22 protein-coding genes and 2 riboswitches are annotated in these 20,301 nt (G+C 35.8%); of the genes, 20 read left to right on the forward strand and 2 right to left on the reverse strand.

All coding sequences use genetic code 11. The features are described from left to right. Positions 1-28 precede the first annotated feature (28 nt). The 16 genes from LEUM_RS04530 to LEUM_RS04605 all read left to right on the forward strand — a co-directional run bounded on the left by LEUM_RS04530 (position 29) and on the right by LEUM_RS04605 (position 15,276). A complete protein-coding gene (locus tag LEUM_RS04530; protein ID WP_011679689.1) occupies positions 29-2,020 on the forward strand; it encodes a BglG family transcription antiterminator in 1,992 nt (663 codons plus the stop codon). Beyond that, positions 2,017-2,376, forward strand: a complete 360-nt coding sequence (locus LEUM_RS04535) for a PTS cellobiose transporter subunit IIA (protein WP_010284241.1) — start codon at positions 2,017-2,019, stop codon at positions 2,374-2,376. Before LEUM_RS04530 ends, LEUM_RS04535 begins: the two co-directional genes overlap by 4 nt. Continuing rightward, on the forward strand, positions 2,333-2,887 hold the full coding sequence (locus LEUM_RS04540; RefSeq protein ID WP_011679690.1) for a hypothetical protein: 555 nt from the start codon (positions 2,333-2,335) through the stop codon (positions 2,885-2,887). The genes LEUM_RS04535 and LEUM_RS04540 overlap by 44 nt, the downstream gene beginning before the upstream one ends. Before the next feature lie 17 nt (positions 2,888-2,904). Continuing rightward, complete coding sequence (gene celB, locus LEUM_RS04545; RefSeq protein WP_025268059.1) at positions 2,905-4,239, forward strand: PTS cellobiose transporter subunit IIC; 1,335 nt, start codon at positions 2,905-2,907, stop codon at positions 4,237-4,239. A gap of 175 nt (positions 4,240-4,414) precedes the next feature. Beyond that, positions 4,415-4,504, forward strand: a riboswitch (TPP riboswitch). Between the two features lie 82 nt (positions 4,505-4,586). Beyond that, a riboswitch (TPP riboswitch) is annotated at positions 4,587-4,686 on the forward strand. 78 nt (positions 4,687-4,764) lie between these two features. Continuing rightward, positions 4,765-6,051 carry a solute carrier family 23 protein gene (locus LEUM_RS04550; RefSeq protein WP_011679692.1) on the forward strand — a complete coding sequence of 429 codons (1,287 nt, stop codon included), beginning with the start codon at positions 4,765-4,767 and terminating at the stop codon, positions 6,049-6,051. Beyond that, entirely contained in the window at positions 6,044-7,156 is a 1,113-nt protein-coding gene (locus tag LEUM_RS04555) for a LuxE/PaaK family acyltransferase (protein ID WP_011679693.1), read from the forward strand. Before LEUM_RS04550 ends, LEUM_RS04555 begins: the two co-directional genes overlap by 8 nt. A gap of 11 nt (positions 7,157-7,167) precedes the next feature. After that, positions 7,168-8,634, forward strand: coding sequence for an acyl-CoA reductase (locus LEUM_RS04560; protein ID WP_011679694.1), 1,467 nt, complete (start codon positions 7,168-7,170; stop codon positions 8,632-8,634). A 12-nt stretch (positions 8,635-8,646) separates the two neighbouring features. Then, complete coding sequence (locus LEUM_RS04565) at positions 8,647-9,414, forward strand: SDR family oxidoreductase (protein ID WP_011679695.1); 768 nt, start codon at positions 8,647-8,649, stop codon at positions 9,412-9,414. Between the two features lie 60 nt (positions 9,415-9,474). Further along, positions 9,475-9,984: an energy coupling factor transporter S component ThiW gene (gene thiW, locus LEUM_RS04570; protein WP_011679696.1), complete on the forward strand. Its 510-nt coding sequence runs from the start codon at positions 9,475-9,477 to the stop codon at positions 9,982-9,984. 7 nt (positions 9,985-9,991) lie between these two features. Beyond that, positions 9,992-10,813, forward strand: coding sequence for a hydroxyethylthiazole kinase (thiM, locus tag LEUM_RS04575; protein WP_011679697.1), 822 nt, complete (start codon positions 9,992-9,994; stop codon positions 10,811-10,813). Between the two features lie 19 nt (positions 10,814-10,832). Beyond that, a complete protein-coding gene (locus LEUM_RS04580) occupies positions 10,833-11,138 on the forward strand; it encodes a PTS sugar transporter subunit IIB (protein WP_011679698.1) in 306 nt (101 codons plus the stop codon). Positions 11,139-11,152: 14 nt separating this feature from the next. Then, on the forward strand, positions 11,153-12,391 hold the full coding sequence (locus LEUM_RS04585) for a PTS sugar transporter subunit IIC (protein ID WP_242824528.1): 1,239 nt from the start codon (positions 11,153-11,155) through the stop codon (positions 12,389-12,391). Between the two features lie 5 nt (positions 12,392-12,396). Continuing rightward, a complete protein-coding gene (locus LEUM_RS04590) occupies positions 12,397-12,726 on the forward strand; it encodes a PTS sugar transporter subunit IIA (RefSeq protein ID WP_220457724.1) in 330 nt (109 codons plus the stop codon). Further along, entirely contained in the window at positions 12,719-14,143 is a 1,425-nt protein-coding gene (locus LEUM_RS04595) for a glycoside hydrolase family 1 protein (protein WP_011679701.1), read from the forward strand. Before LEUM_RS04590 ends, LEUM_RS04595 begins: the two co-directional genes overlap by 8 nt. A 169-nt stretch (positions 14,144-14,312) precedes the next feature. Beyond that, on the forward strand, positions 14,313-14,417 hold the full coding sequence (locus LEUM_RS04600) for a putative holin-like toxin (RefSeq protein WP_011679702.1): 105 nt from the start codon (positions 14,313-14,315) through the stop codon (positions 14,415-14,417). A gap of 292 nt (positions 14,418-14,709) precedes the next feature. Next, positions 14,710-15,276: an NADPH-dependent F420 reductase gene (locus LEUM_RS04605; RefSeq protein ID WP_011679703.1), complete on the forward strand. Its 567-nt coding sequence runs from the start codon at positions 14,710-14,712 to the stop codon at positions 15,274-15,276. Positions 15,277-15,362: 86 nt separating this feature from the next. Here the strand turns inward: LEUM_RS04605 and LEUM_RS04610 are convergent, their stop codons facing one another. Then, on the reverse strand, positions 15,363-15,722 hold the full coding sequence (locus LEUM_RS04610; protein WP_011679704.1) for a winged helix-turn-helix transcriptional regulator: 360 nt from the start codon (positions 15,720-15,722) through the stop codon (positions 15,363-15,365). A gap of 192 nt (positions 15,723-15,914) precedes the next feature. Between LEUM_RS04610 and LEUM_RS04615 the strand changes: the two genes are divergently transcribed. Genes LEUM_RS04615 through LEUM_RS04630 form a run of 4 tightly spaced genes read left to right on the forward strand, consistent with a single transcriptional unit; the run spans position 15,915 to position 19,044 of the window. After that, on the forward strand, positions 15,915-16,382 hold the full coding sequence (locus LEUM_RS04615) for a MarR family winged helix-turn-helix transcriptional regulator (protein ID WP_011679705.1): 468 nt from the start codon (positions 15,915-15,917) through the stop codon (positions 16,380-16,382). Next, positions 16,372-17,712 (forward strand): dihydrolipoyl dehydrogenase family protein, encoded by a 1,341-nt coding sequence (locus LEUM_RS04620; protein WP_011679706.1) that lies wholly within the window; start codon positions 16,372-16,374, stop codon positions 17,710-17,712. The genes LEUM_RS04615 and LEUM_RS04620 overlap by 11 nt, the downstream gene beginning before the upstream one ends. A 16-nt stretch (positions 17,713-17,728) precedes the next feature. After that, positions 17,729-18,667: an NADP-dependent oxidoreductase gene (locus LEUM_RS04625; RefSeq protein ID WP_011679707.1), complete on the forward strand. Its 939-nt coding sequence runs from the start codon at positions 17,729-17,731 to the stop codon at positions 18,665-18,667. Between the two features lie 17 nt (positions 18,668-18,684). Then, the gene (locus tag LEUM_RS04630; RefSeq protein WP_011679708.1) at positions 18,685-19,044 is read left to right on the forward strand and encodes a DUF1304 domain-containing protein; all 360 of its coding nucleotides are present in this window, start codon (positions 18,685-18,687) and stop codon (positions 19,042-19,044) included. A gap of 70 nt (positions 19,045-19,114) precedes the next feature. Here the strand turns inward: LEUM_RS04630 and LEUM_RS04635 are convergent, their stop codons facing one another. Further along, positions 19,115-19,939, reverse strand: coding sequence for a glycosyltransferase family 8 protein (locus LEUM_RS04635; RefSeq protein WP_011679709.1), 825 nt, complete (start codon positions 19,937-19,939; stop codon positions 19,115-19,117). Positions 19,940-20,301 lie beyond the last annotated feature (362 nt).

Genomic DNA, 20,301 nt, shown 5'->3' on the forward strand with positions numbered 1-20,301 from the left:
CATGGTAAAGGTTGTGTGAGGTGTGATGATGAGGAAAAAAGAGCGTGATTTACTAATCTATTTAGTAGATAATTCAGATCGTTTCGTAACCAGTGAAGAATTATCTACTCTTTTGTCACTGACACCTAGAACAATTCGTAATTATATCAAAATTTTAAAAGAAACCTTAGTTTCACAAGGTGCCCTACTTGATGCAAAACCCAGTTTAGGTTATCGGTTGCACATATCTCATCCCGTTACATTTGACTTATTTTTAAATAAAAATTATGAATTATCCCAGTGGTTAATTAATGAGGACAGCAATAATATTTCGGACCGTCAAAAGTATATTTTGAACAAACTTATTATTGAAAATCAAAAATTTTTAATTGATGACTTGGCTGAAAAATTATTTGTTACAAGGACCACACTTTCAAAAGATTTATCGATCATTCGCAAAGTGTTAATGCCATATCGAATTAGTGTCGAAAGCAAAGCCAATATAGGTGTTTTCATTACGGGTTTAGAGCGCGATAAACGTCACTTTATTCTAGATTACTTTTTCAGTCATAGTGAAAATTCTATTCAACATTATATGAAAAATAAATCTTTCTTTAAGGCAATTAGTTTTGATCAAATTACGATTATTGTTCTTGATGAATGTCGAGAAGCTGGTATTCATTTAACGGACTTTACCATACAAAATATTGTTTTATACATTGCACTAAGCGTTCAACGATTGAAATGCGGCTTTGAATTACAGGCTGCTCCAGTTGACATTAATCCTGAAATCAGAAATGTTAGTGATGTTGCTAGAAAAATTTTTTCTCGTATTGAAAGTGGCTTAGCATTAAAATTTCCGGAAAGTGAAGTAGATTATTTAACCATTCAATTAATGGCACAAGGGAAAAATATTAATATACAAAATGATGGTCCCTTGCAACGGGATTTAGATATGATCTTGCAACGAATTGAATTAGAAACCGATTATCCAGTTACTAAGGATTATGCTCTCAAGAAAAATATCATTGAACATCTAAAACCCATGATAGTTCGCCTTGAGCAAGGTATTCAATTGAAAAATCCTTTGTTACAGGAAATAAAAACGAATTATTTAAGTGAGTTCATGGATACCAAGCGCTATATAAAATGGTCGCCTTATTTATCTCGGTTTGACATTAATGACGATGAAGTCGCTTATCTAGCACTTCATTTGATGGCAGCAGCAGAAAAATACAAAAATTTAAATAAACCAAGAGCCTTAATTATCTGCGCAACAGGGTATGGATCGGCACAGTTACTCAACAATCGTGTCGAAAAAGAATTTGGCATGTATTTAAACATTGTTGATATTAAAGGATATTATGAAGTTGATGACACTACTTTAAGTAATGTTAATCTCATTATCAGTGCTATTGATCTGTCAACACGTGTTTTCAAGGTTCCAGTCATACAGGTAAGTATTTTTTTAACCGAAGCAGATGTTCAAAAAATAAATGAATTTTTAGATAATGAGCAAGTCCGAAATAAATATATTGCTGTAGAGAAAAAGCAACCAATTAATAGTGTTTTAAATCATTTTGATCAATTTATTGATCAGTCAAGTTTTAAAATATGGCAGGTATCGCCTCATCGGAAGGAATTACTACAAGAGTTAACTAATATGCTGATGTCCAATGAACCTACCGAATTAAAACATGAATTTTTGGAACAAATCGATCAACGTGAACAACTGAGCTCAATCGTTTTTAGTGATACTATCGCCGTTCCACATCCTGCTATGCCGATGAGTCGAGTACCCAAAATTGCTATTGGAATTATACCAAATGGTGTCAGATGGTCTGACGAGCATCCAAACATTCAGCTAGTTTTCCTGCTATCACCATCCTATCGGAGCAATAAGGGTTTGACAGAAACGACGCAGGCAATTGTAAAATTTACAGAAAATACTGAAGAACAGGGCCGGTTGGTTGCCTCAATAAATTTTTCAGAATTTCGGCATAATTTTCTGTTAATGATGAAAGGAGGTAAGTATATATGAAATCAGAAGACATTCAAGTTGTCGCTTTTGAAATTATTTTACACAGTGGAAATGCGCGCACAATGGTTCATAAGGCTTTTGAAGCCATGAGAGAAAAAAACTTTAAGTTATCTAACGAAAATCTAAAATTATCAAATGACGAATTACTATTAGCTCATAAATCGCAAACAAACTTGTTACAAGAATACGCTGAGGGTAGTCATATTGATATGGAAATTATATTAGTCCATGCACAAGACCACTTAATGACAACGATGACTTTACGTGAGATGGCTATTGAAATGCAGACTCTTTATGAGGAGGTACAAGACATTGAAAAAAGGAATCAAACGAGGGCCAAAAAAGCCACAGGATAAACAGCACGGTTTAGAGGTCGCAATCGAAAAAAATCGTACGGAAATGAGCCTTAAAAGCATGCAGTTTAATCGATTCATGTTAATCCGTTATGCCACGGCATTCTTTCTGTTCGTAAACTTGTATTGGGCCATAATTATGTGGCAGACCCTAGTGGCACTGATACCTGTTGCTTTAATGTTTATCGCTTCGCTAGCAATTATTGAACAAATTAAGTTATTTGGACATCATACGAACCAACTGATTTATTCAAAAGTGTTCTTCAGATCACAGCTTATCGTGAATATCATTTTAATGGTGAGCATCCCAACATCGTTATTTACATTTTTTTACCAATTTATACAAAATACTGGTAGTAACCGCTTAGTGGTACTAATCCTGTTATTACTCAGTAGTAGCATACTTCTCATAGTTAACAAAAGGTTAGGCTTGATTGCAACAAATCACGATAAATATTACGCACGTTTGACAGCCTATCAGTCCGTTCTTAAAAATAATAAGGAGATGAAATAGTTATGGAAAATGGACCTATGTTTAACTTCCTACAAAAAGTGCTTTTGAAACCAATGACCAAAGTTTCCCAATATAGAATTGTGAGAGCTATCATGGCTGCTGGTATGGCTTCAATTCCTTTTACAATTGTGGGATCTATGATATTAGTTTTGAATATATTGCCGACAGTATTTCCGTTCTTAAATGATTTTTTCGACGCAACATTCTTTAAGTTTAGCGATTTGTACATGATTGCCAACACAGCAACCATGGGTATCTTAGCCATGTATTTTAGTTTAGCAATTGGTTTTGAATTAACTCGTATTATTCAAACAGAAGATAAACTAAAAGTAGCGCCATTAAATGGTGCCTTCTTATCACTATTTGCATTCTTTATGTGCTTGCCAGAATTGGTTTTAAAAGGCGGAAAAATTGTTCTGCTAAATACTATATCCAAGGACGAGACAGTTATCAACGGATTTAGAATGACTAGCACAATCGACCGTGTTGGAACAAGTGGTATTTTCACAGCGATTATTATGGCTATTTTAGCAGTTTGGTTGTATTCATTCTGTGTGAAACATAACTGGACGATTAAAATGCCGGATGCTGTACCGGAAGGTGTATCAAGATCATTTACGGCATTGATTCCAACTTTCGTTATTGCTTTTGTTGTACTGGGTATTAATGGTTCCTTAGTGTTACTCGGTACTGACATTTTCAAAATGATTGCAATACCATTTAGCTTCGTTACAAGCATGACTAGCACCTGGCTAGGAATTATGGTGATTGAGTTCTTGATTCATGCCTTGTGGATTGTTGGTATTCATGGCGCTAACATTATTTCCGCATTTATTACGCCTATCTTCTTAGCAAATATGGTAGCAAATTCAAATGGGGCTAACATACCGTTTGCTGGAGAATTTAATAATGCCTTTGCTATCTTAGGTGGCTCTGGTGCGACACTTGGATTATGCATATTTATTACTTTACTAGCACGTTCCGAACAGCTAAAAGTTTTAGGCCGAGCTTCAATCGTACCATCACTTTTCAATATTAACGAGCCGTTAATATTTGGATTGCCAATTGTTTATAATCCTTATCTAGCTATTCCATTTTTCTTGGCACCAATGGCAACAGCTTCCGTTGCTTATGCAGCCATTAACTTCCATATCATTCGGCCAATTGTTATTCAAGCACCATGGCCATCCCCAGCCGGAATCGGTGCATTTATTAGTACCGTTGATTGGAAAGCAGCAGTCTTAGCAATAATCTGTGTTGTAATAGCTTTCATTATTTACTTACCATTTATCAAAATATATGATACTAAGTTGTACAATGATGAGCAGGGGAAAACACAAGTACAGCCTTAATGACGAGGCATCAAAATACTGGTCTGTGTTTAGTAACAGACTGGTATTTTTTATATTCTCGACTGGCTGATTTGTGAAAGGTAAATTTCATCAGTAAGGATATCACTTAATGACAAACTTATGTGAAAAATAGAATGAATTACTTACATTTAATAGAAAATTTATGATACAATAATGCTTGTGCTAGGGGCGCCAAAATGGCTGAGAAGAACCCTTCGAACCTGAACTGATTAACATCAGCGTAGGAAAGTGCTACATTTTTTAACGTAGCATTTTTCTCTAGGTGAGAAAAATGTTTTTTTATTGCATAAAATGACTTGTTGAAAGGATTTTTTTGAAAAATGAATAATAATCACTAGGGGCGTCGCAAAGACTGAGATGATGTATATCGGTCCCTTTGAACCTGATCTAGTTAATACTAGCGTAGGAAAGTGACCAATATTTGATAACGACATGTACTGTTGTCAAAAGTGTCCTTTTTTATGTATTTAAGGGCACTTTTTTTATTGGAAAAGGAATTTAATTATGATGACACCAAAACATAATCGAATCATGGATCATGGCCTAGCTGGAATACAGCACGTGTTTGTTTCTAACGTATGGTTAGATCCAATTTATGTTGCCGCTGCCGCAGGGCTCTCACTGAACTTATCAACTAATCTTGTGAACACGATTTTTATTGTTTCAGGATTAGTCACGCTTACACAGGCAACAAAATTAGCGAAGCTGCCTATTGTTCAAGGGCCGTCAGCTGCTTTTGACGCGTTAATGATTAATGCTGGTAAAGCTGGTCAGTTAGCAACGGCGAGTGGTTCAATTTTACTGAGTGCACTCATTGTATTTTTATTGTCCGTTACAGGACTTATCAATAAACTAATCAAATTATTGACACCGGCAATTACCGGAACACTAATATTTTTGGTTGGTATTTCTTTATCTGGATTCACACTATCTGAATTCTTAGGTGGTTATCCAGGTGATAAAGGTTTCTCTTCACCAACAACACTTATTTTGTCTGTTACTACAGCAACTATTGTCATTCTATTGTCGATATTTGGTAAGGGATTTTGGAAGCGTTTTTCCTTTTTAATCGCGCTAATTGTTGGTGATATTCTAGCAGTTTCGTTAGGTGTCGTAGATTACAGCGTATTATCAACAAAATCATGGTTTGGCATGCCTCATTTATTGCCTTATGGATCGCTAAAGTTTAATTGGGTCATGTTTTTGACATTCTTTGTTGCCTATGTGGTTGCAGTGGTAGAGGCTTTAGGTGTCTATCAGGCAGCTGGCGATACTTTAAAAGAAAATATTTCACCAAGGCGCATTCAAAATGGTCTAATTGGCGAATCTGCGGGATCAATGTTTTCATCCTTGTTCGGAGGCTTTCCAACAACTGCTTTTGCTCAGAATGTAGGGATTTTAAACTTAACTGGCAATGTTTCGAGAATACCAGTAATTATTGCAGGGATTTTGTTTGTCGTACTAGGTTTTGTTCCTAAAATTGGTGCGTTTTTGGCAATAACGCCTAGTCCAGTGATTGGGGGCATATTTTTGCCCGCAGCAACAACTTTAATTCTGACTGGATTCAACATTTTGAAAAGAGCGCCTGACAACAATGAAAATAACATGATTATTGGATTGTCTATCATACTAGCGATTGCTCTGCCCAACTATGCAACCGGCTGGTCAGGTGTTACAGGTGAATTATTATCTAATAGCATATTAGTCGGTGCGTTGTCTGCCATCATCTTACAGTTTGCCTTGGTTAACTTACCACGAATGATAAAAAATATAAGGGGATCTCATGATTGAAAAATCTAAAAAAATTCAAAGCGACATTTTAACTTTCATTAATAAATACAAGGATCATCAAACAGAGCAATATGAATCGGACTTCAATCAGCTAGCTATGCGCATTTTTGCTTATCAATTTCAAAACAATTTACCATATAAAAAATTTGCCCAATTACGACATAAAAACCTCTTGACTGTAAAAAGCTGGCACGAGGTTCCGCTAATTCCGATTCAAGCGTACAAAGAATTAATTCTGTCAACCGAAGATATTAATCAAGCTGCGGATGTTTTTTATTCGAGTGGCACAACAAATATTAATCATAGAAGCAAACATTATATCTCGAATTTAAATATTTGGGAAGAATCTATGCGGGCAGGATTCAAGAAAAACGTTTTGCCTAATACGGATAAAATTAGAATACTTTCTTTGTTTCCGGGTATGGCAGATAACCCTAACTCTTCTTTATCTCGCTATATATCAACCGCTATACGAGAATTTGGTACTGAAAATAGCCATATCTTTTTTGAAAATAACCAACTAAACTATTCGGAACTAATCGTTGCTCTTCAAGAAGCAGAAAAAAATCATGAGCCCATATTACTTTTGGGTGCTTCGTTTTCTTATGTTCATCTATTGGCATACTTACAGCAACATCACCAATCCTTTAATCTGGCAAAAGAAAGCATTATTTTTGATACTGGTGGATTTAAGGGCAAGTCAAAAGAAGTGAGTATGACTGACTTATATGCTGATTTGGAGAGCACATTTAAGGTGACACGCGAACAAATTATAAATATGTACGGCATGACAGAGATTAGTTCTCAATGTTACGATCGAAATTTAATGGATCATTCAGAAAATAAAACAGTTTATTTTGATAAAATAGCACCTGCTTGGGTAAAAACTCAGGTCTTGGATACTGAAACGTTACAGCCTGTTGTACAGGGTCAACGTGGCCTATTGGCATACTATGACTTAGCTAATTGGGATTCCTGCGTATCAATTCTAACTGAAGACATTGTTATCAAAAACAATCATGGATTCACAATCATTGGTAGAGCAAAAGGATCGGTGGCTAAGGGTTGTTCCATCACCGCTGATGAGCTTTTACAACTGCAATAAAGGTGTCAATAATGTCCAATAAAGAAATGACAAAAATTAATATTTTTTACACGCCAGACAGCATTATCCTTGGTGATTTAACCGAAAAGGTAGTTGAAAATGAAACACATCATCTTGTATTGTGTTATCCCAAAATAACCGAACAAGAAATAAAAGAGATTACAAAAATAATAACGCATAACCGTAATCATTATTTAAAGCATCTTACAGTGAATGAAATTATTGATATTATTGCTCGGGCAGCAGAAAAATGGACTAACCCATCGTATCATCTTCGGAAAATAGCAGAAAAAGCAGTCCCCGCGGTAACTGGTTATGACGCTGATCAATTTAGTTTAGAGCTCAAAAACTTTATTCGCTTATTTCGAAAGAAAGAGTTAAAACGATTTGTGAATAGCGAACTTGGACAATCAGGTGCAATGTTGGATGATTTTCAACCAAATCTTTCCGGTGGATTTTCAAAATTTTACGGACCAGATTTAATATTCCAAATATTTTCCGGTAATGTGCCAGGTATACAACTGTGGACACTCATCATGGGACTACTTGTAAAATCGCCAACACTGGGGAAAACATCTTTTGCAGAGCCTATTATGCCAGCCTTGTTTGTTCAGACGTTAGCTGAAATTGATCCAAAATTGGCAAATACGATTGCCATTCTACCATGGCATAGTGGTGGAAAATTCGAGGTACGCTGTCTTAATTTGGCCGATACTATTGTTGTGTGTGGTGGTAAAGAAGCGGTTGCATCTGTAAAAAGCAAAACACCATTAAATAAGAAGATTTTAAGTTATGGGTACAAAATCGGTTTGGCAATAGTTGGTAGGGAGACGTTGACACCAGAGTATTATGCTCAAGTCATTAAAGACTTAGCTGAGGACATTGCCACCTATGATCAGCAAAGCTGTCTAGCTCCGCAGTCAATTTTCATTGAAAGAGGTGGGGCAATAACGCCTCAAGAGTTTGCGAGTATCCTGTCCAATGAGTTAAATAACTATCAAATCAAATATCCTCGTGCACCGATACACGAATCAGATAAAATTGCTATTGAAAAAATGCGGCAAGAAGCTGAGATAACGTCTATAAAAAACGGAGCAACCTCAGTATTTCGAAGTGACAATAGTACCGCATGGACTATTATTTTACATAATAATATCGGATTTAGCGCCTCGCCTTTGAATCGTTCAATTCATATTTTTGTTGTTAATGATTTGACAGATTTACCACCTGTACTCATACCGTATCAGCAATATTTACAGTCAGCAGGAATTGCGATTTCTCCGAATCGTTTGTTCTCGTTGGCAGATATGTTAGGGAAAGTGGGTGTTAATCGAATGAGTGCGCTGGGAAAGATGAATCACGTTTCCAGTGGCTGGCACCATGATGGACGCTTTAACTTATTGGATTTAGTTCGTGTTACAGACATTGAGCAGAGCTTAGAATTCTCTAGTGAGAAGTTTGATCCGGATGTGGAGTGAGGAGAATAAAAAATGCTATTAAAAAACAAAGTTGCACTGGTGACGGGAGCCAGTCGAGGAATTGGGGCAGCCATTGCCAAAGAGTATGCCAAACAAGGTGCCTTTGTCATTATCAATTACCTGGAAAATACTAAAAAGGCCGATGAAGTTGTTGCAGAAATTATTTCAGATGGTGGTCAAGCAATTGCCATAGCATGTGACGTACGTGATGAAAAACAAGTGAAAAACATGCTATACGATATTTTTGAAAATTTTGGTACGATCGATATCATTGTAAACAATGCATTAAGTCAATATCAATTTGATCCTAAGCATCGAAAAATGTTAGACCAACTGAAGTGGAGTGACTACCAAAATCAAATCGACGGTAGTTTAAAAGCAGTTTTAAATGTTACTCAAGGTGCTTTATCAAGATTAAAAACAAATAATAGCAGTCGCATCATTAATATAACCAGTAATTTGATAAGGTCTCCAGCAATCCCTTATCATGATTACATTGTCGGAAAATCTGCTATTCTTGGGTTGACACGTACAATGGCTAGTGAGTTAGGTGCTTTTGGTATCCGAGTAAATGCTATCGCACCAGGATTGACGTACCCAACAGCTTCTAGTAAGTACACGCATCGTGATATTCGGGAAGCACTTATTGCGCAAACACCGACTAAACGTTTAACTACTCCTGAGGATGTGGCAGGTTCAGCCGTATTTCTGGCCTCAGAGCTTTCGAATAATATGACCGGCCAATGTCTGTTCATAGATGGTGGTTTAACTATGCTCTAATCGAAATCAACACAATAATTAAAATATAAAACACAATGGAATATTAAAAAGGAAATCATAATGAATAAAAATGTTAAGTTGACAAAAATAATGGTCGTTACAATTATGATAGCGCTAGATATCGTGTTATCTCCAATTTTTAGAATTGAAGGTATGGCGCCAATGTCCAGTGTCATGAATATTATTGCTGGTGTAATTCTAGGACCAGTATATGCAGTTGTTATGGCAGTAGTCACTGGAATAATAAGAATGCTAATGTTAGGTATACCCCCATTGGCTTTGACTGGTTCAATTTTTGGTGCTTTCGGTGCAGGTATCTTGTATAAGTATGGCCGCAATATGTATTGGTCAATGTTTGGTGAATTTCTTGGGACCGGAATTGTAGGATCGTTAATTTCAGTTCCGGTGATGGTCTGGTTTACTGGACAACAACAAAACTTGTACTGGTTTGTGTATACACCTCGTTTTGTGGGTGCAACCATAATTGGATCAGTAATCGCTTATTTTGTTTTAGTAAATTTGCTAAAAATAAATTCTTTTAAAGAAATTCAGAGAATGTTTGTTGGGTAGCATAGCTATGAAAAATGAATTAATAAAAATTAAATCAATTTTACCTTTGCAAAAGGCACCGTTAGTACATTGCATAACCAATGATATTACGTTAGAAACGGTGGCTAATACTATATTGTATCTTGGTGGTAAACCTATCATGAGTAGTGATACCCGTGAATTTTCGTCATTATTTCAGTCAACAGATGCTCTACTACTAAACATGGGCCGACTTAATGAGTCACACGAACAAAGTCTCAGTCAAGCTAGCTCTTTAGCAGATATGACTAAAAAACCGACTGTTGTGGATCTGGTAGGCTATGGTATTACTAATGAACGAACAAAGTTAGGAATGGCTATGGCGCGTAATCATCCAACAGTTATCAAAGGAAATACTTCAGAAATCAGAAGATTTGTCGGCTTACCATCTTTAGCAAAAGGTATTGATGGTGCTAGCTCTGATCAGCATGATCAGGCGTTAAAAGATCTCATTTTGTCTTTGAAACAAATAACAACTGAGTATGCCGATACTGTGTTTGTGGCAACAGGGAAAAAGGATGTCATTGTTCAAAATGATAAACACCTTATTTTGAGCAATGGCGTCGATGAATTGGATAAGTTTGTTGGGACAGGAGACATGGTTGGCGCAATTATAACTACACTTCTCGCGGTCGGTGAAGATCCGTGGGTTGCTAGTCAATTTGCAATTAGCTACCTCAATGTAGCTGCTGAAAAAGCATTGTCATTAACAAACGGCATGGAAAACTTTAGACGAGAAGTTCTTAACCAAATTGATTTGCTAGGGAGAAATCAACAGTGGGCAACGAAAATTAAGTATTCGAATTTTTGAATCTAGGAAGAAAAAAATAATGGCAACCAAAAATATTCTGTTGATATGTAATACAGGTGCTTCAAGCAGCTTTATGGCTCAAAAAATTCGTCAAGCATCAAATGAAAATCAGCAAGCTTGTCAAGTTCATGCGGCAAGTATGACTCAAATTGATGAATACATTGATCGTATCGATTATTTATTAATTTCACCACAATTAAAGTATGCAGAAAGTGAAATACGATTGTCAGTAGCGAACAGTAATATAAAAGTTGCTGTGATTCCCTCAAAAGTTTATGGACTCTTAGACGGCAACGCAGTCCTAAACCAAATACAAAAAATGTAAAATTTGAAAGAATAATGATGAATAATATTTTAAATAGTCAGTTTATTAAAAAGGTAAACGATGTTACCTCAAATTCATGGATACAAGGTATTCAGAAATCCATTACGTTGATTTTATCCTTTATAATCATTGGGTCGTTAATTACTGTAATTAGTTTAATAAATAATATTAAAGCTAATCTAATCCCTGATTTAGGCTACATGTCAACCTTTACATTTGGAATGGTGGGACTTTTTGTCGCCTTCCTTATTCCCTATAATATTCTTCAACAAAAAAAGAACGATAAAAAGATGTTAGCGAGTTTTACATCATTGGCATTATACTTAATGCTCATCAAACCAAAATTTGATGGTTCAGGCAATCATGTAACGTTTGAACTCAGCCGCTTTGGTTCTGCAGGACTATTTTTGTCCATTATCGCAGGAATAGTAGTAACTGCAATAATACTATTCACTAGCAGATATTCTTTTTTTAAAAAAGATACATTAATGCCAGAGTTTATCGTCAATCTATTTGACTCTTTGATACCAATAACATTTATCATATTCATAGGGTGGTTAGGCTTAACCGCTAAAAATATTGACCCATTTAAAATTGTTACTTCACTTTTTTCACCATTATCAATCATTGGTCAAAGCTACATAGGCTTTATTGTTATTGGATTTGTATATAGTTTATTTTATTCGTTTGGTATTAGTACGTGGACATTATCACCAATTATTTTACCTATTATGCTTAGCGGTATCGCAGAGAATGAGCGACTAGCTGCCCATGGCTTAAAAGCAGTGAATATCACAACCCAAGAAGTTTTTTATACGGGATTTATTGCAGCAGGGGGAATTGGATTTACGATTACTTTAGCAATTATGATGCTATTTCTCTCAAAATCACAACAACTAAAAGCAGTTGGTCGAGCAACTTTTCCTGCTTCTATTCTCAATATTAATGAGCCCTTAGTTTATGGAGCTCCTATTGCATTTAATCCTTTGTTAATGATACCGATGTGGTTGAATGGTATTCTAATTCCAGCAGTTGCTGGTGCAGCGATGCGTTTAAATATTGTTCCAATTCCCGATAAAGTCTTCTGGATTTGGTATTTGCCATTCCCAGTTTCAACGTACATCACCACTGGCATTAAGGGCGTATTATTATTTGTCATTTTGTTCATACTTTCTTGGACAATATATTATCCATTCTTTAAGTACTATGATGCCCAGCTGTTAACTAATGAGTTGGAGAATAGAAAGAACTAGTGGATATGAACAGCAAATATGATTTAACAAATGATGCCATGCAAATCATTGTATGGGCTGGAGATGCTAGACAGTTGATTATGACAGCACTAGAAAAAATCGCGCAGCATCAATTTTCTAAAACACGATCTTTATTAGATGAAGCCGAATCACTATTAAATAATGCGCACAAAATACAAAGTCGTTATATGAGCTTAGAAGCGTCGGGTACACATATTCCATATTCTGTTTTATTTAATCATGCGCAAGATTCTTTGATGATTACAATGAGCGAGTTAAACATCGCCAAAAAAATGTCAATTATTATGAAAAGTGAAGTGAAAAATCATGAGTAAAAATCATTTTCCACAATCCTTTTTATGGGGTGGCTCATTTTCAGCGAATCAAGCCGAGGGCGGATACAAATCCGCAGGCAAAGGTGTATCGCAAACAGATCTTATTCCATTGAATAAGTCGTCTAAAATCACTTCTTCATTTGAACTGAATAACTACTTAGCTGATGAAAACAGTTATTTTCCGAGAAGAACTGGTATCGATTTTTTTAACCAGTTTGATGAGGATTTGGCACTTATTTCAGAATTAGGCATTAACTCATTACGTATTTCCATTGCATGGTCTAGAATTTTTCCCAATGGGGATGAAACGACACCTAATGAACAGGGGCTAGCCTTTTATAAAAAAGTGATCGATAAGCTTAGTTTGTTAGGCATTGAACCAGTAATCACTATTTCACATTATGAAATGCCCGTTAAGCTAATTACAAATTATGGTGGTTGGAAAAATCGAAAATTGATTGATTTTTATACTAACTATGTGCAAACATTACTGCACGCATTTCCAGAAGTTAAATATTGGCTTACATTTAATCAAATCAATTCTGGGTTAACAGATCCATTTTCTGCGTTGGGATTACTAATAAATGATTATGCATCAAAAGAATTGTTACAACACGACAAGTTTCAAGCCATGCACCACCAATTAGTGGCGACAGCAAAAGTTAAACAAATTGCACAACAAATGAATTCTAGTGTCTTAATTGGGGCTAGTGTTTACGATATGACATCTTATCCAAGATCCCCTGAACCAAATGATGTGTTGTCGAATCAAGAATCCATTTTGATATCAGATTTTTGTAGTGATGTACTGGTACGAGGAAGATATTCAAAATTTATTTTAAATAATTTCAAGAAAAATGGTGTTGATTTAGACATTACAGCGGAGGATCAACGGCTATTATTGCATAATACAATTGATTTTCTTGGAATTAGTTATTATGTAACCACGGTTGTTGATCAATCAACGCCATCCTTATTTGAAATAAATGACTGGAATATTCGCGATGAGACATCCAATAAACACTTAAAAGCTACGAAATGGGGATGGGGGATTGATCCAGTTGGCTTACGTATTGCATTGCGGAGGTATACAGACAAGTATCCATCTATGCCAATTATGATTTTAGAAAATGGATTGGGAGCAGAAGAAACATTATTTAGTAAAAAGAAAATTCATGATTCTTATCGAATTGATTATCTAAGAAAACACCTTTCTCAGTTACAATTATCAATACAGGAAGGCGTTAATGTCATTGGATACTTTTACTGGTCTCCGATTGATATTGTAAGTTCCGGATCTGGTCAAATGCACAAAAGATATGGACTAATTTATGTTGACTTAAATGATTTTGGTATTGGCAGCGGTAAGAGAATAAAAAAGGATAGTTTTTATTGGTACAAACAGTATATTGAATAGAAGCAGCATTGATTCTAGCTGATATCAGATGGTCAGTTTTCAAAAATTCACTTTGTGCGAATATGATATACTAGTATCAGCAAACAAGTTAAGATGGTGGCTAGCCGAATGGAGGTGGTGCTTATGGTGTAAAAGCTAGAGGCCCAGATTCTAGGAAAGGAGATGCCTAGTGTCCGTTTCGGATGCTGTGCAACTAATGTTAGGCTTTGGAACTTTTGTTCTAATGCTTCTCGGATTAGTTGTTGAGCTGATAAAAAACAGCAATAAAAAATGACCATCTTAGCTTGGCAGAGCTGATGGTCATTCAAGATTATTAACTTTAGCCACCGTCTAAACGGGTTTGTTGGAGAGTCATAGTTTGCGCTATGGCTCTTTTCATGTTTATATTATACCACATAGTTATAGTATTATGGATTAACAGATAGAAAACTCCATAGATGCTTATTTATCATTTAGTTACTTTTATATACTAAATAACTATAAACTGCCTACTATCAATTAGTTCGCAAATGTACTATAGTTATTGTAGTGAACAAAACAAATAATTATAGAAATGAGGTTTCATCATGAAAGTAACAATTTTTGGTAAAGGCAATATGGGACAGGCAATCGGAGCTAATTTTGAAAAAGCTGGCAATGATGTCAACTATTTAACTTCAGAGGATACAGCGACAAGTCTTAGTGAATTAGTTATTTTGGCTGTGCCTTATCCTGCTTTAGATACAATCGCTCAACAATACAAACAAGAATTAAAAGGAAAAGTTGTTGTTGATATAACAAATCCCTTGAACTTTGAGACATGGAATGAATTAGTTGTTCCCGCTGATAGTTCAGCAGCAGAAGAACTACAAAATAAGTTACCAGATAGCATAGTACTTAAAGCATTTAATACAAATTTTGCTGCTACGCTACAAAGTGGAACGGTTGGTGGAAATACAACAACCGTTTTGGTGGCAGGAAATGAGGAAGGAAAGAAGCTATTTAACGACGCTTTGAATGATAGCGACTTAAATGTTCTCGATGCGGGTCAACTTAATCGAGCTCGTGAATTAGAAGCAACTGGTTTTCTACAGATGACCTTAGCAGCTAGTGAACAAATTGGCTGGACAGGTGGCTTTTCAGTCACTAAGTAAATTGCAAAATAAAAAGCAACTATCTTTAAAATAGTTGCTTTTTATTTTGCATATACATTCATCCGAAAAATGTATATGTTTTAATTTTATTGTTCCAGCAAAGCTTTTCTTTTGTCTGGATTTTCGTCAAGATAGAAACTACCCCAGTCAGCCATCGAATCAATAACTGGACGCATACTTTGTCCCAAGGTTGATAAACTATACTCTACTTTAAGAGGTACTACAGCAAAGACCTGACGAACAACAAGACCGTCTTCTTCCATCTCTCTCAAACTTTGCGTTAACATTTTTTGACTAATACCGGCCACACTAATTTTTAATTCTGAAAAACGTTTTGTTCCAGGTAAAAGATCACGAATAATTAATACCTTCCATTTGCTGCTGAGCAGGTCAATAGTTGTTGCTACAGGGCAGATGCCATTTTGTTCTAATAATTTTCTAGACATAATGATTATCCTTTTTATTTTAAAAGATACTGAAAGTGTGTAGGTTACTTTTAGTGTCTTTTAAGTATTATAGGCTTTCTTTGATGATATGGCAAATAACTACAACATATAATCAGTCATTTTTTTAAAGTTGAAGTGTACTATTTGCAATATATATCGTATGCGATATAATATTATTTAGGAGGTTACGATATGAATAAAGATGAACATCTTTACGACGAATTGTGCTTGTCAATATATAATACAAATCGTTATTTTCATCATCTGTACGGTTATGTACTAGAAAAATATGATTTATCATATTTGCAATATATGAGCTTACTGATTATTTATAAACAGAATTCGGTGAAATTAATGGATATCGGTGCCGAGCTTGAGTTGTCAAGTAATACATTGACACCTGTAATTGAGAAACTTGTCAATAAGTCTTGGATTATTAAGGTGCAAAGTTCACAGGACAGACGCGTCAAGGTTTTAAAAATGTCTGATCAGAAGGTAACTACTTTTGAACGCATTTTGTATGAAATCAGAATTATGCGTGACAACCTAATACATCAAAGTGGACGTCCAATTGAAGAGGTATTACGAGAAAATCAAGCGCTTAATCAGGTCTTAAAAAAGATGATACAAGAAAAAAAGAGGTATGAAGATGAATTATGATGTTATTTTTATTGGTAGTGGTCATGCTGCATGGCACGGGGCACAAACGTTAGCTCGCTCAGGAAAAAAAGTAGCCTTAGTGGAAGAAAACAAAGTTGCTGGTACATGCACAAATTTTGGTTGTAATGCCAAAATACTGTTAGATGGCCCAGCTGAAATGATGCATCATTTGAATCATTACCATGGTATCGGAATTAATGACACGCCCAACATCATTTGGCCAGAATTAATGGCTTATAAGCACCAAGTGATTGATCCTTTATCAGGCGGTTTAGCACACATGCTGTCTGTTGATGGAATTGACATTATTAATGGGCACGCCAAATTTTTGAATAACGAAAAAATTGTTGTTGTTGATCAAGTTTATCAGGCTGAAAAATTCGTGATTGCTACTGGTCAACGACCTGCAAAACTACCAATTTCTGGTTCAGAGTTTATGAAGGACAGCACAGACTTTCTCGACTTACCTGATATGCCAAAGTCAATTCTATTCGTTGGCGCTGGTTATATTGCGATGGAATTTGCTTCAATTGCACATGCCGCTGGGAGTGATGTCACTTTAATTGAATACGGGAACCATGTTTTAAATGGATTTGATGAAGTCTATTCTCAAAAGGTCATCGAGGATATGACCGAAAAAGGCATCCATTTTACGTTTAACCAAGCTGTTTCAAGTGTATCGTTACTTGCAAATGGGCAATATCAAGTTGATACAGCGCAGGGAGAAACCTATTATGTTGACTACGTTATGGATACAACAGGTCGTGTGCCCAATATTGAAGAATTAGCCTTAGACGACATTAATGTTTTGTATGATAAGCAAGGTATTTTAGTTAACGATCATTTACAAACTTCTATTGACAATATTTACGCCAGCGGCGATGTAATCTCTAAAGCAATACCAAGATTAACACCAACTGCTACTTTTGAATCGAATTATATTGCTAGCGTATTATTAGGTAATCAGGAACCCATAAATTATCCTGTAGTGCCAACAGTCGCTTTTACATTGCCTCGTGTAGCACAAATAGGGGTAACCATTGACGAAGCGGCTAAGGATGAGAACTTACAAGTTCATGAAATTCCTTATGGGAGAGTTATGCGATTTCAGACACTAAACGATGTTCACGCAGCAATTAAAATCATAGTGAATAAAAACAAACAGCTGGTTGGTGCAGCTTTAATCGGTGATTTTGCCCCAGAGGTTGTCAATGCACTGGTTCCGGTGATTAATCAGCAGTACACAAGTTCGGACATTAAGTCGCAAATTTATGCGTTTCCAACTGACTCAGGTATTATATTGCCAATGATTGCCAATTATTTAGCCTAAGTAAGGAGGCCTTATTATGAAAGCAGCAGTGATTAATCACTATGGTGGTAGAGAGCAGCTAGAGGTTATCGACATGCCTATTCCTAAAATAAAATCGGACGAGGTTTTAGTAGAAAATATGGCCACAAGTATTAATCCAATTGACTACAAAGCGCGAGAGGGATTATTAAAACGGATGTTTCCATGGCAATTCCCGGTCATTTTAGGTTGGGACATCGCTGGAATAGTTGCTTCTACTGGAGATGACGTAACAAGTTTTAAAGTTGGAGATCCAGTGTTTGCTCGGCCAGATATTGACACAAAAGGAGTGAATGGTTCGTATGCAGAATATACAGCTGTTAAAGCGGATAAACTGGCACTAAAACCAAATAACATTAGCTTTGTTGAGGCTGCTGCCGTTCCTTTAGCTGGGCTAACTGCCTTACAAATGCTTAGAAAACTTCAGTTATCATCCAATCAGAAAATACTAATTCAAGCTGGTGCTGGTGGGGTAGGTATTTATGCAATTCAGCTGGCTAAAATGATTGGCGCATATGTAGTAACAACTGCTAGTCAAAATAATCATGAATTTGTAAAATCTTTAGGTGCGGATTCTGTAATTGATTATCACAAAAACAATATTCAAGATGTGTTGTCTGATTTCGATACTGTGTTGGACACAGTTGGTGATGTTGATAATGGGATTGCCATCCTTAAATCCGGTGGCCATCTTGTCACTATTTCTAACGCGTTAACTGACCAACAGAAAAACACCTCAGACAAGACCGTGACAGAAGGGTGGCTAAACCCGAACGGGCAAGATTTAGCAATTTTAGCATCCTACATCGCAAAGGGTGAGCTTCAAATTGTTGTGGATTCTCTTTATCCATTAACTACAGAAGGTATTCAGTCAGCCCACGAGCGGAGTGAAACACACCACGCCCGAGGGAAAGTAGTAGTTCAAATTAAAGAGTAAATACAGAGGAGAAATAAATGTTTGCTTATATTATGGTTACATTAGTTAGTCTAGAGGCTATTGGTATTATGTTTGTAGAAATGTTTGGTACAGCTTCACAGCAGGCAAAAGCATTTGATCTTAAAGAATCTTTCGTTCAGATACCAGAGGTTAAAACGTTATTAGCAAATCAAGGAATCTATAATGGCTTATTCGGTGCGCTTGTAATTGGTACTATGTTGTTTCTATCAGGCCCTCAACAGGTTTTGATGTTACAGATGGAAATGCTATTTATTTTCTTGGCTGCAGTTTATGGTGCTTTAACGGCCACGAAAAAGATTATCCTGGTTCAGGGATTGCCGGCATTTATTGCAATAATTTTGCTATTTTTGAAGTAGTCTTTAACCAGCTAATATTACCAAATAAAAAAAGCGTAGCAACTGCTGCGTTTTTTTTTGCAAAAAAATATCAATTATAGTTTAATTCTAGTATGCGCTGGTAATGTTGATAAAGAATAGTGAAGCGATTAATGCTGTGTTTATCCCAAGGTTTCGGACGACCACAAAAATGTAAAATAGATGTATTGGCTATCACCCAGTTTGTATCGACCTGACCTCGGCTCTTAGCAAAGTGAACGATGTTATCTCGCGTATCAAAATTCCAAATTTCTTCCGGTATACTCAAGATTTGATTACCATATAAATAATTCAAAATATCTTGATCAGGGAGTACGAGCTCTTTGGCATGATCCTTAATTAGGTCTAAAATATCCCTTTTATTAACTTTTGCAAGCATTTTGTTTAAATCTAAAAGCATCACACCAGAATTAAAGTATTCACTTTTAGTTCGCAATCTAACATTATTAATCGTCTGATTGATTCCCGTTAGACCTAAATGGCTTGCTGCCGCTATCATATTACCTTTTAAGTCTATCGACCATAGTGCTTCAATTGGGTTCAATATCAAAGTATCAGGGTCTAAGTAAATTATGCGTTCTAAATCTGCTGGCAGATATTCAGTGCAAAGCAATCGGTAATACATTTCCGTTGGATATTGTTTAAGCGTGGGGGCGGTTTGCCAATAAGTTGCGTCAATTTTTAATGGGTGAAAATCATAATCCAATTTGTCTGTAAAGCCTCTCAAATGGTTTATTTCCGCTTCTGGTATCGAATCGTGTAGCAGCCAAATAGAAAATCTACAATCAACATTCGTTGCTTTCAGCGACAAGAGCATAACTTTTAAAGGTTTTATGTAGGACTTGTCTAAAGTGACTAAAATGTTTATTTCTTCCATTATTATGAGATCCTTTTTTTATATGTTAAGCAGTCTATTAATAAAATACTTTGCAACATAAATTATACAGCATCCATACTTTATTAGAAGTATTGAGAAAAAAGTGACTACATCTTCATCAATTAACATAAGCTTTTAATCACCATCAAGACTAATTGGTAGCCATTCTTAAGCAACCATGATATACTTAATTTGTAATTGGAAACTATCAACTAGCTGTGTCAGCCAAGAAGCGGCTAGTTGATAGTTCATCAATTCGGAAATAAACAATGTTACGACGCACTCATTTCAACTGTAGGTTTTAAACGCGCCTTTTTTGCGTGCACGAAAGTTTTGGCTGAGAACACTCTAAATTTAAAAAC

It is taken from the genome of Leuconostoc mesenteroides subsp. mesenteroides ATCC 8293 (genome assembly GCF_000014445.1).
Taxonomy (GTDB): Bacteria; Bacillota; Bacilli; order Lactobacillales; family Lactobacillaceae; genus Leuconostoc; species Leuconostoc mesenteroides.

What these genes read in the sequence shown, in the direction of transcription:
- LEUM_RS04530 (WP_011679689.1), top strand. Translation starts at nt 29, where the DNA reads ATGAGGAAAAAAGAGCGTGATTTACTAATCTATTTAGTAGATAATTCA.
- LEUM_RS04535 (WP_010284241.1), top strand. Translation starts at nt 2,017, where the DNA reads ATGAAATCAGAAGACATTCAAGTTGTCGCTTTTGAAATTATTTTACAC.
- celB (WP_025268059.1), top strand. Translation starts at nt 2,905, where the DNA reads ATGTTTAACTTCCTACAAAAAGTGCTTTTGAAACCAATGACCAAAGTT.
- LEUM_RS04550 (WP_011679692.1), top strand. Translation starts at nt 4,765, where the DNA reads ATGATGACACCAAAACATAATCGAATCATGGATCATGGCCTAGCTGGA.
- LEUM_RS04555 (WP_011679693.1), top strand. Translation starts at nt 6,044, where the DNA reads ATGATTGAAAAATCTAAAAAAATTCAAAGCGACATTTTAACTTTCATT.
- LEUM_RS04560 (WP_011679694.1), top strand. Translation starts at nt 7,168, where the DNA reads ATGTCCAATAAAGAAATGACAAAAATTAATATTTTTTACACGCCAGAC.
- LEUM_RS04565 (WP_011679695.1), top strand. Translation starts at nt 8,647, where the DNA reads ATGCTATTAAAAAACAAAGTTGCACTGGTGACGGGAGCCAGTCGAGGA.
- thiW (WP_011679696.1), top strand. Translation starts at nt 9,475, where the DNA reads ATGAATAAAAATGTTAAGTTGACAAAAATAATGGTCGTTACAATTATG.
- thiM (WP_011679697.1), top strand. Translation starts at nt 9,992, where the DNA reads ATGAAAAATGAATTAATAAAAATTAAATCAATTTTACCTTTGCAAAAG.
- LEUM_RS04580 (WP_011679698.1), top strand. Translation starts at nt 10,833, where the DNA reads ATGGCAACCAAAAATATTCTGTTGATATGTAATACAGGTGCTTCAAGC.
- LEUM_RS04585 (WP_242824528.1), top strand. Translation starts at nt 11,153, where the DNA reads ATGATGAATAATATTTTAAATAGTCAGTTTATTAAAAAGGTAAACGAT.
- LEUM_RS04590 (WP_220457724.1), top strand. Translation starts at nt 12,397, where the DNA reads ATGAACAGCAAATATGATTTAACAAATGATGCCATGCAAATCATTGTA.
- LEUM_RS04595 (WP_011679701.1), top strand. Translation starts at nt 12,719, where the DNA reads ATGAGTAAAAATCATTTTCCACAATCCTTTTTATGGGGTGGCTCATTT.
- LEUM_RS04605 (WP_011679703.1), top strand. Translation starts at nt 14,710, where the DNA reads ATGAAAGTAACAATTTTTGGTAAAGGCAATATGGGACAGGCAATCGGA.
- LEUM_RS04610 (WP_011679704.1), bottom strand. Translation starts at nt 15,722, where the DNA reads ATGTCTAGAAAATTATTAGAACAAAATGGCATCTGCCCTGTAGCAACA.
- LEUM_RS04615 (WP_011679705.1), top strand. Translation starts at nt 15,915, where the DNA reads ATGAATAAAGATGAACATCTTTACGACGAATTGTGCTTGTCAATATAT.
- LEUM_RS04620 (WP_011679706.1), top strand. Translation starts at nt 16,372, where the DNA reads ATGAATTATGATGTTATTTTTATTGGTAGTGGTCATGCTGCATGGCAC.
- LEUM_RS04625 (WP_011679707.1), top strand. Translation starts at nt 17,729, where the DNA reads ATGAAAGCAGCAGTGATTAATCACTATGGTGGTAGAGAGCAGCTAGAG.
- LEUM_RS04630 (WP_011679708.1), top strand. Translation starts at nt 18,685, where the DNA reads ATGTTTGCTTATATTATGGTTACATTAGTTAGTCTAGAGGCTATTGGT.
- LEUM_RS04635 (WP_011679709.1), bottom strand. Translation starts at nt 19,939, where the DNA reads ATGGAAGAAATAAACATTTTAGTCACTTTAGACAAGTCCTACATAAAA.